General features: G+C 52.4%; 11 protein-coding genes. 7 read left to right on the forward strand and 4 right to left on the reverse strand.

Annotated features, from left to right (window positions below):
- Window positions 1-30 precede the first annotated feature (30 nt).
- Together C495_RS16305 and C495_RS16310 are read right to left on the reverse strand one after the other, a co-directional pair.
- Window positions 31-486, reverse strand: coding sequence for an ArsR/SmtB family transcription factor (locus tag C495_RS16305; RefSeq protein WP_008164899.1), 456 nt, complete (start codon window positions 484-486; stop codon window positions 31-33).
- Between the two features lie 229 nt (window positions 487-715).
- Window positions 716-1,888, reverse strand: a complete 1,173-nt coding sequence (locus C495_RS16310; protein WP_008164900.1) for an ISH3 family transposase — start codon at window positions 1,886-1,888, stop codon at window positions 716-718.
- A 238-nt stretch (window positions 1,889-2,126) separates the two neighbouring features.
- Here C495_RS16310 and C495_RS16315 point away from each other — a divergent pair, with 238 nt between their 5' ends.
- The 3 genes from C495_RS16315 (at window position 2,127) to C495_RS16325 (ending at window position 4,670) form a co-directional block, all read left to right on the forward strand.
- The gene (locus C495_RS16315) at window positions 2,127-2,846 is read left to right on the forward strand and encodes a hypothetical protein (RefSeq protein WP_008164902.1); all 720 of its coding nucleotides are present in this window, start codon (window positions 2,127-2,129) and stop codon (window positions 2,844-2,846) included.
- 97 nt (window positions 2,847-2,943) lie between these two features.
- Complete coding sequence (locus tag C495_RS16320; protein WP_008164904.1) at window positions 2,944-3,876, forward strand: ABC transporter ATP-binding protein; 933 nt, start codon at window positions 2,944-2,946, stop codon at window positions 3,874-3,876.
- A complete protein-coding gene (locus C495_RS16325; RefSeq protein WP_008164906.1) occupies window positions 3,873-4,670 on the forward strand; it encodes an ABC transporter permease subunit in 798 nt (265 codons plus the stop codon). The genes C495_RS16320 and C495_RS16325 overlap by 4 nt, the downstream gene beginning before the upstream one ends.
- A gap of 297 nt (window positions 4,671-4,967) precedes the next feature.
- On the opposite strand, the gene C495_RS16330 is transcribed toward C495_RS16325, so the two are convergent.
- The gene (locus tag C495_RS16330) at window positions 4,968-5,258 is read right to left on the reverse strand and encodes a hypothetical protein (RefSeq protein WP_008164908.1); all 291 of its coding nucleotides are present in this window, start codon (window positions 5,256-5,258) and stop codon (window positions 4,968-4,970) included.
- Between the two features lie 959 nt (window positions 5,259-6,217).
- On the opposite strand from C495_RS16330, the gene C495_RS16335 reads away from it, so the two are divergent.
- A complete protein-coding gene (locus tag C495_RS16335; RefSeq protein ID WP_008164909.1) occupies window positions 6,218-6,442 on the forward strand; it encodes a hypothetical protein in 225 nt (74 codons plus the stop codon).
- A 52-nt stretch (window positions 6,443-6,494) separates the two neighbouring features.
- On the opposite strand, the gene C495_RS16340 is transcribed toward C495_RS16335, so the two are convergent.
- Window positions 6,495-7,466, reverse strand: a complete 972-nt coding sequence (locus C495_RS16340; protein WP_008164911.1) for a hypothetical protein — start codon at window positions 7,464-7,466, stop codon at window positions 6,495-6,497.
- A 678-nt stretch (window positions 7,467-8,144) separates the two neighbouring features.
- Here C495_RS16340 and C495_RS16345 point away from each other — a divergent pair.
- The 3 genes from C495_RS16345 to C495_RS16350 all read left to right on the forward strand — a co-directional run bounded on the left by C495_RS16345 (window position 8,145) and on the right by C495_RS16350 (window position 9,189).
- Window positions 8,145-8,435, forward strand: coding sequence for a PadR family transcriptional regulator (locus C495_RS16345; RefSeq protein ID WP_008164913.1), 291 nt, complete (start codon window positions 8,145-8,147; stop codon window positions 8,433-8,435).
- A gap of 215 nt (window positions 8,436-8,650) precedes the next feature.
- A complete protein-coding gene (locus tag C495_RS18170) occupies window positions 8,651-8,803 on the forward strand; it encodes a hypothetical protein (protein ID WP_008164914.1) in 153 nt (50 codons plus the stop codon).
- Complete coding sequence (locus C495_RS16350; RefSeq protein ID WP_008164916.1) at window positions 8,800-9,189, forward strand: type II toxin-antitoxin system VapC family toxin; 390 nt, start codon at window positions 8,800-8,802, stop codon at window positions 9,187-9,189. The genes C495_RS18170 and C495_RS16350 overlap by 4 nt, the downstream gene beginning before the upstream one ends.
- Window positions 9,190-9,414: the final 225 nt, after the last annotated feature.

Below are 9,414 nucleotides of genomic sequence, written 5' to 3' on the forward strand. Positions count from 1 at the left end.
TTGACTGTCCGACTGTCGTACAGCTATCTTTCACTCACTGTCTGAAGTCAGTCGTGCGAACACTTGGCCGATTGCAACGGGCACAGCGATGGGGCCGAGCGCATGTGCGAACTGCTTGAATGATTCGAGCATTCCTGGCTTATCATCAGACGGTCCCAGATACAGCAGCAGCGGAGTTTCCGGTGGGCCGTACACGTCCATCTCCATACCCTTCTCAGAATAACACGTATCAAGCACCGTTATCAGACCAGTCTCCTGTAAGTTGTCGAGATGATACGAGACCTGCTGGAGTGAGAGGTCAAGTTCGTCAGCAATGTCCTGTGCTGCCATTGGCTCTTCGTTGAGTGCAGTGAAAATCTCTTGACTCGTTTCCGATGAGAGCGTTTTGAACACGTCTGCGGTGTGCTCGTCATCGATACACAGCAGGTCTGGGTCGTCGCTCCGCTTGATCGAAGCGTCCGATGAGGTTGGAAGGAGCGTCCCCATTATACTGGTGCCATTCGAATCGAATCCTGATATAGATTCGGTACTTCCCGAAGGTCGCTTCGTGAGCTGTGCTGAGTCATGGGAAACTGGAGCAAACGCTGGTGTGGTAGCTGAGTGAAGGACGAAATAGAGTTCACAGGTGAAGGAACCCGCGGTAAGAAGGCTGAGATCCGCTGTTCTAGGCGAATGCTGTTGCTCACCAGACCTTGCCCAAGGCCGCGGGCTGGCGTCAGCCCGCGGCCGATGCGTACGCTTCTGGCACACCGACGCCGTTCATCTCAATCTCCCATGTTCGCTCTAACTCTTCCTCTAACGCGTGTCTGATCCAGTCAGAGAAGGTCTTGAACGTGAATTCCTCGGGCAGGTCGCGCCCGCCCCGCCGTGGGCGGGCGACGACCGCCCATCGAAGCACAAGCCAGAGGTTCTCCAACAGGAATCCAACCAAGACGAACGCAAAGCGGATGATTGGGCCTTGTGTCGTCGTTACCACGCGTGCTTGGCGGAATACACGGTAGCTTGTCTCGATTGCTGACCGTTTCCGGTAGAGTCGTTCGACTTGTTTCGGCGTGCGATCGGCCAGATCGCACGCCACATAGCCTCGAACGACTTCGCCGCTTTTCCCGCGGTCTCCGGCGTGATAGGAGACAGCGACCGCGAGCGGGAATTCCAGTTCCCGCTCGCGGCCTTTGTACATCCGATAGGTCGTCATGTACGAGCAGTGCGTATCCAGCTTCTTCCTCATGCGCTTGCCCTTCTTTTGGACGGGTACGACAGTCGCAGCAATCTCCCGCGAACGGCGCAGAATACGTTCGTTGTAGAAGCCACGATCAGCCAAGAGAAGGTCTATCTCGAAGGGATAGGCTTCGACGCGGTCGAGAACGCGCTCGACCGCGTCGGCTTCCTTCTCATCGCTCCGGACGTACGTCATGGCCAACGTCACCGGCTTCCCGTTCGAGACGAGATACGTGGTACAGTACCGGTGACATGTCGTTGTTCCGTCTTTCGCGTGCATGCGACAGAGTTCACCTTCTTCATCGGCGTACGCTCCGTGATAGGGGTTATCGACGAAGTCGATGGAGACGATCCTCGACCGGTCAGGGTCGAGGATCGTCATCGCTAACTGCATGAGAAGGCGGTTACCAACCCGCTCAAGCCACTCCCGGTTGAGCGTATGGAGCCAGTCCATGACAGTGTCATCACAGGGGGCGTTGTCGTTGTCCTTGCACGTCTCCCAGATGGACGTCTGGTTGACCGCTGCAAGAATGACGACAGCCCAGATCTCGCCGGGATCGAGGGGCGAGCCCTCGATTCCCGGCAGCGGGAGCTGACAGATGACGTCTTTCGCTAAGTCTTTGACGTCCGAATCCGAAAGAACACCGTCTGGTTGAGGTATGGTGAACACATTCTCTCAACCGGACATTCTCCCAATCAGAGCAACGCTTTAGCTTCGGCTCTTACACCGGTCGGGAAGTACCGAGATTCATTTCGATGAAAACTGATTTTGACCGTTATGGCGTACTACTCTTACAGTGGAGCCGGTTCGCCGCGCCGACGACACCGACGGTTGTACGTGTCTCAGATGTCGCACTGTCGATAGTGCACTCAGACGACGCTCAGTCGCGGGGGATGTTCTCTGGGCAGTGAACCTGTTCCAGCGCTCTCCCTCAGTACTCTGGGTCGTGCTGTTGGTTGTGGGCCTGAGCCTTGTACTCTGGCCAGTGGCGGAATCACTGCCACAGACCTGGCCTGTTGAAACCGGTGTCGCCGTTTTTATTGTACTCAGTGCGACCGTCCTGCGGACCTACGCTGTTTCGCTCACCACCGCGAACCTCCAGAACTCGACCCGGTCTGCTTGGGAGCTCTTTGTTGCAAGCCAACGACACATTCCGACGGTCGTTGTAATACTTCTTGCAGTACTCGGTGCTGCCGGGGGCGCTATTCTGATCGGTTCGATCTTGAGTTGGGGAGTCGTTGTGACGGTTCCATTCGTGACCGAGCAGATCTATGATGGTGCCTCTGCAACACTCATTTTCGGCTCGCTCTCGGCACTTGTTGTGTTCAAGTTCTGGCTTGCACCCGAAATCTGCATTGCGGGGAACTACGGGCCAGTGGCGGCGCTCAAACTGAGCTGGTCGGTGACGAGCCTGTACTGGGTCCGCGTGCTCGTTGTCATCGTTGGCTTTGCACTCACAGTGTACCTTCCCGAACTCGGGGGACGGGCAATTGTAGCGGCCGGCGGGGACTGGCTACTTTGGCCACCGCTGACTGGGCTTGTGCAACTTTTGTTCTACAGCGTCGGATATGTAGTCTGGTTTGCCGTGGGAACACAGATCTATCTCCGATCAGTGCTCGATCAGTAAACTGTCGTCACTACATGTGTGAGCGCCTCAGAACGGTGAAAATCAATTTTAACCGTAGACAGCGACTTTTTGCTCACCAGTAGTATGTCCTGTAGCGATGACTGAAAGTGAACCAGTACTGCAAACAGCAGATCTGACAAAGCAGTTCGGTGGGATTGACGCCGTACAGGAACTTGATCTCACAGTACGACAGGGCGAGATTTACGGGTTTCTCGGCCCAAACGGCGCTGGAAAAACCACGACGATCCACATGATCTTGTCGCTTGTCCGACCAACGTCCGGACAGATCTGGCTGTTCGGCGATGAGGTCGATCCAGCAGCGTCGACTCCTCGTGAGCGAATTGGCGTCCTGCCCGGCCACGGTGGGCTCTACGACAACCTCACCGCACGCGAACATCTTGAGTTCGTGGCTCGAATCAAGCAGGTTGATGTCAATCCTGAACATCTCTGTGAGCGGGTTGGACTGGCGTCGGCGATTGACCAGCAGGCTGGCGGGTTTTCGACCGGTATGTGTCAACGACTCAAACTTGCGATAGCGCTTGTTGGCGACCCCGAACTGCTCATGCTGGACGAGCCGACTCGTGGACTGGACCCGAACGGAGCACGACAGATGCGACAGCTCATTGAGGCCGAAAACGAGCAGGGAACGACGGTCTTCTTCTCAAGTCATATCCTCGGGCAGGTCGAACAGGCCTGCGACCGGGTTGGTATCCTCGAAAACGGCTCGCTCGTTGCAGAAGACGCCATCTCGGAGCTTCGAACACAGCTTTCCGAGCCGAACACGCTTCAGGTCACGTTTGAGACGCCCCTCAACGGCGCGTGCAGTCACGTCGACACGTGGGACGGTGTTGTGAGTAGCGGTGTCGATGGCAACACCGTTGAACTGGTACTCGAAGAGCGCCGTGTCACCAACGAGGTGCTTGCGGAGCTCTGTACAACGGCTGAACCAAGCGTGCAGTCGGTCTCGACGGGAGGCCAATCGCTTGAGGATCTGTTTGCTGCCTACACGGAGACGGAGGTGGAAGCATGACGTGGCAAGCGATTGCTCGCAAGGATGTTGCGGACTCGATCCGCTCGCAGACGTTTGTGTTGCTTATGAGTGGGTTCGTCATACTGACCTTCGCACTGAGTCTGATGCAATATATTTTCAGTGATCCGTCGTTCGAGGACGGTGTTGGTGCGGCGTTCGGGACGATGAGTTTCCTTGTTCCGATCGTTGCAATACTGCTTAGCTATTCGGCAATCGTCGGTGAGCGCCAGTCGGGGAGTCTGCACGTGCTTCTCAGTCTTCCAGTCAACCGGAAAGAGCTACTGCTTGGGAAGATTGTCGGTCGCACGCTTTCGCTGTTTGTGCCAATTCTGATCGGATATCTGCTGGTGATTCCGTTTCTGTACCTGCTGTATGGGGGTTTCGCACCGTCGGAGTACGCGCAGTTTCTCACGACGAATCTCGGAAACGGCATCCTCTATACAGTGCTTGGAGTGTCCGTTTCCGCGGCGCTCACCTCCTCTCGTCGCGTTCTCACAGCGCTTGCTGGGATGTTCCTGACTGTCTACTTTGCACTGTACGTCCTCGGGGACCTCATCTACTGGACGATCCACAGGACCGTTCCCGAAACACCGCCGACATGGGTAGAGTTCATCGCAACGCTACCGCCGCATGAGGCTTTGGCAAACGTCGTGGATGCACTGTGGACACAGGAGATATCGATGGAAGCACCGTTGTTGCTACAGGAATGGGTAAGCGCGCTTGTCTTCTTCCTGTGGCTCATCATCCCTGTTGTTATTGGTTACGTCCGCTTCCGGAATAGCGACATCATCTGAGCTGTCTGTTGGCTCATAGTGCCTTCCAAAGGGAGTGAGGGGGTCGTTGAAGCAGCAGTAGTTTTGCGGCTCACATATTCTTCATCATATTTGCTGCACTCATCCTCTAAGTCTTGCATGTCAATTTCAACACATTCGTGATCTTTCACACAGGGACGTATGAGAATCGACGCTCATTTCTATGAAAAAGAGAGGTGTTCACACAGAACGGAGTTTACATCTGGAACATCTAATTCGATTAGTGAACACTCAAAAGAAAATAATCCTCTACTACCAGTCTTGAGGTGAAAACACACCTCAACCAGTAGATCTCGTATCGTCTTCGATCAACTGTTCGAAATCGACCACCTCATCGTACTCGTCTCTGTGAGCGAGTGCCGCTTCCCCCTTTGATGTGATTTCGTAGAGTCCGGACTGTTCCTTGGGTCCGATTTTGCGTACGAGACCGTAGTCTGTAAGCATCGGCAGCCGAGTGTTGATGTTCTTTCGCCCCTTCCCCGTATGCGCCTTAAGATTCGTCGCAACGTTTCGGCCCGTTTCCTCGAGTGCCTCGAGAATCAAGAAGTCGGTTGGTTGTCGGAGTTTCATTCTCACCGTCCACTGTCAATTGGGTGTAGATACTATTGTGGGATTATATTAATAACATGATTTACTGACAGTGATCAATGCAGTTGTTTTCTCGACTGACATAGCCTTCAAAAGGCTTTTTAATTCCAAACCTGCGTGAAATATACAGCTACTACACATACGAACTGAACGATTGATGCATAGATAGTAAAAGACAATATGTTTGATTTCATACAATCACTTACAACGCGTGTCCGCAACTGAACAGTTAATTGAAGAAACCTTTTCGCTTTTATTGATTTTCGATGAGCCAGCGTTATTTCTCCTATTCCTCTTAAAAGGGGCTATAATTGGAAAAGTATTCCCAACATCTCTTTTTTTGCCAGGCTATCTTCTTGCTATCAAAGCGTCCTCAGAACAGGTTGTTATCGGTATTACCGTTGCTTCATTTGGATATGTNCTTTTTTTGCCAGGCTATCTTCTTGCTATCAAAGCGTCCTCAGAACAGGTTGTTATCGGTATTACCGTTGCTTCATTTGGATATGTTACGGGTCAGTTACTAATCTACTGGATATCAAGCAATTATGGAATTAGCGCCGTTGACTCTCTTCCTGCTGTCTCTGTTTCAAATGAGCAGGTAATACGGGCTGAAAACCTGTTTCAACGGTATAGCGGTATAGGGATCTTCGTTACGAATCTCGTTCCGTTTGTCGGGTCCTTCATCATGATTCCTGCCGGAATGACCTCATATTCAATTTTTCAGACGATTTTGTACGCGCTCTCATCAACAGTTCTGAATTATGTACTTATCGTTTTGATAGCTTTTGAGTCACTCGAATTTGTTGGTCTATTATGATTTTTACATTTGATTCACCTCATATCTGTACTTGCCGCAGAGAGTGACATCTTCTCACTCACGACGGATCTCGATAGCACCGGCACAGTTTGTTGTGCCTCAACAGGAGCAGAGGCACCATCCAATGAGTAACACTCCAGAGCATTCCCACGACTCGAGCGATCTCTCACCAGCACAGCGCCTCGAGCCACCGAATCCGCGACTCATCGACGCCAGTATCGAGACGATCTACGATATGGATACGTTGCGTGCCTGTGTCGCCTACGAAAACCAGCACCAACAACGTGTCCCGATTCTCCGCCAACTCGAGGAGAGAGCCATCGAACTCCGCACACAGGACGATGACTGACCTGGCACGCTCGCTGACAAATTGCAGGACTCCAAGAGGGATTCAATGGTCGTCATTGTATCTCCGTCCCCGCACGGAAGCTTGTGAGGTCGTCAATACGGTCTTCGAGTGCTTCGATTTCCTGTTGCAGTTCCTCGGCTTCTGTTTCCTCACTGGTAGCAAGTCGATCCTTCAATCCTTGGAGGCGTGACTCTTTGACGTCGTCGTCGACTTCTGCCTTACGAACGTACTCGCTTTCGTTGATCTCGTAGACATCGGATTCGGTGAGCGTCGTCACCTCGAGTGCTTCGTCGACTTTCTGGCGATCAACGCTCATGACGCGCTCCCGGTCGATCCCTTCCGCCTCGAGCATCGAGAGGACGTCCTCGTCGTCTTTGAGCGAGCGATTTCGGCGACTCGTACGCTGGACCGAGCCATACTGACCGGCAACAGGACGGTCGTGATGAAGCCGGGAGAGAAGCACATCGGCGACTTCCTGGCGAAAGTCGTTGGCGTCACGCTGGACATCCGACAGCAGCGTATAGAGATTTACGAGGGTGGCTGTCTCCAAGTCGGGTAGGTCGGTTACGTTGTGGCGCTCGAGTGCATCGATCAGCAGCAGGCCATCCGAGTAGACATCGAGTCCCTCTGGTTCGGTGCGGTCGTCGTCGTCGTCAGGTTCGTGTGCCGTGTCGGCCAGTTGGGTCGTCGTCGGCCCGTCTGTCTCGGCGATCACACCCGCGTCTTCGTCAATCTCGAACCGAGGATGGACACTCAACACCGCTGGATACGGGTCGGCATCTGGCGGGAGCCGGTCGAGATTGAACCCATCGTGGGCGGTCTGTATCTGATGGTAGAGTGTCTCGAACTGCTCACGTTGGAGCGGACGCTTCTCGTTGGACTCGTCAAACTGGACAATAACGCGGTGTTCCTGGACATCTGTGATGTGGATACGAGAGTGCGACAACGGTGTGATTAGTGTCGCGTCCGCCGGCAGCTCATCCAGATGCTCGAGAAGCGTGTGCCAACTGACGCTGAATGGCATACGGGGAAGTTACGCGCCGTCCCGACTAAACCTTGTTCTCGACGGACAGCAGAGAATTCCTCTATCGGTTTAGTCCACTAAGACAGTGAATGGCCTGGTAAGTAGATCTGCGTACTGGGTACGATAGTTTCAGAAGGCATATTATAGAGTCAGAATAACCTGAGTGTGAAAATGTTAAAGAGATGGCAATACCCGTGGATGATTTTAGCGTTACTGCTATTTACTCTTGCTATTATTGGACACCTTTCTTACGAGGTCGGTATTGTCAGCTTGTATCCGGTACTCGGTGGTATTGGATTGCTTGTCATTGCTGCACGTCCGAAGAAGTTTGGATATGTTATGACAGGTCTTGGAGCAGTATCTCTCGCTATCGCGGTGCTTCCTGCTGATTGGAGTCCTGTCACCAGAGGTGTTCTTATTATCGTTGGAGTAGGTGCCTTAATTGGTGGAATTCGGTCGCACAAGAGTGTTAAACGCGAACAATAAGATATCTGTACTGAACACTCATTACGCATTGAAATAGGCGTGTTACCGCTTGTTTGACACACTCATATCACACCACGATTCGGGTTGCTCACAGCCAGTAGTCGTTTGCTGCCAGGGCTCCGCCAATTGTATTTCCGATCGAGAAAGTCTATGTTCAATATAATTAACCCCACTGCTGCCATCGGCCAGAGTATGTACGACTTGACTGGCTTTCAACGCGACTTGCTCTATGCAATCGCCGGCCACGACGAGCCACACGGACTCGCGATCAAAGATGAACTCGAGAACTACTACGAGAAGGATATTCACGCTGGGCGACTCTATCCAAACCTCGACACACTCGTCGACAAAGGACTCGTCGACAAAGGGACGGTCGATCGGCGAACGAACTACTACTCACTAACGCGTCGTGGTCGACGCGAGACCGAAGCACGACGCGAATGGGAACAACAGTATGTTGGTGAGCTGCTCGCAGACTCGTAGCTCAAATACCGTCAAGCAGATTTTCCAAGCGGTCACTCGAACTCGAGAGTTGTTTTTGTGCTGTCTTACCCGGTATATCCACACTAGCAAGTCAGCACTAGTCGATATGCTCGCTCCGAGCCTCGACGTCCGCTGACCAACAACACTCAGGAAGGACCAACAGTTTGATTCAGATCACCAGCAGGCTTTTGCGAACAGCCCTGTAACCGTGAACTATGAGCCTCACCACTGACGACTTTGCCGAGTTCATGGCTGATGATCCAGAGGATAACAAAGAAATTCCACTCGGAGATGCGTTACAGGAGTTGGCTACCGACATCGAGCTTGATGCTGTCGAAGAGGTCCGTAACGTCCGCGAGCGACTATGAAGCTTTTTCTCGATACGAACATTATTGTTGCTGCAGTTACCAAGGACACCGACAGATCGGATCTAGCTGTTCACATTCTTAATAATTTTGATGATACCTATACATCTGTCTTGAATCTCATGGAGCTACGAACTGTTCTTACAAAAAAGAAGACCATCGAGCGAGACCGGGTTGAACAGATTGAGCAGCGTATCAAATCCCGAACGACCGTTACCTTCCCCGATGCATCAGATATGGTCGAAGCAAATCAACTTCAAGATAAAACGCTTCTCTATCCAATGGATGCCCTCATTCTTGCCGCAGCCAACTCTGTCAATGCAACTCTCGTCTCATTTGACGGTGAATTACAGGAACATGGAGCGAAGCGGCCACAAGATCTCATTTAACGATTTTCGACGCCCGCTGACCAACGATCTTACAACTGCTCGGCTCTGTTGAAATCCCATTCTTCAGATATATTTTAGAGTGAAACGCACGCTCACTACACGTGCTTAGTGACCATCGGATGCATCTCCTGACGGCGGAACGAAGGAGTAGATGATAAGAACTACACTTCCCAGAGCGAGAAACAAACCAATTCCGTCATCTCCTCCAAAAACGAACAGAAAGGC

The organism is Natronorubrum sulfidifaciens JCM 14089 (assembly GCF_000337735.1).
Classification (GTDB): domain Archaea; phylum Halobacteriota; class Halobacteria; order Halobacteriales; family Natrialbaceae; genus Natronorubrum; species Natronorubrum sulfidifaciens.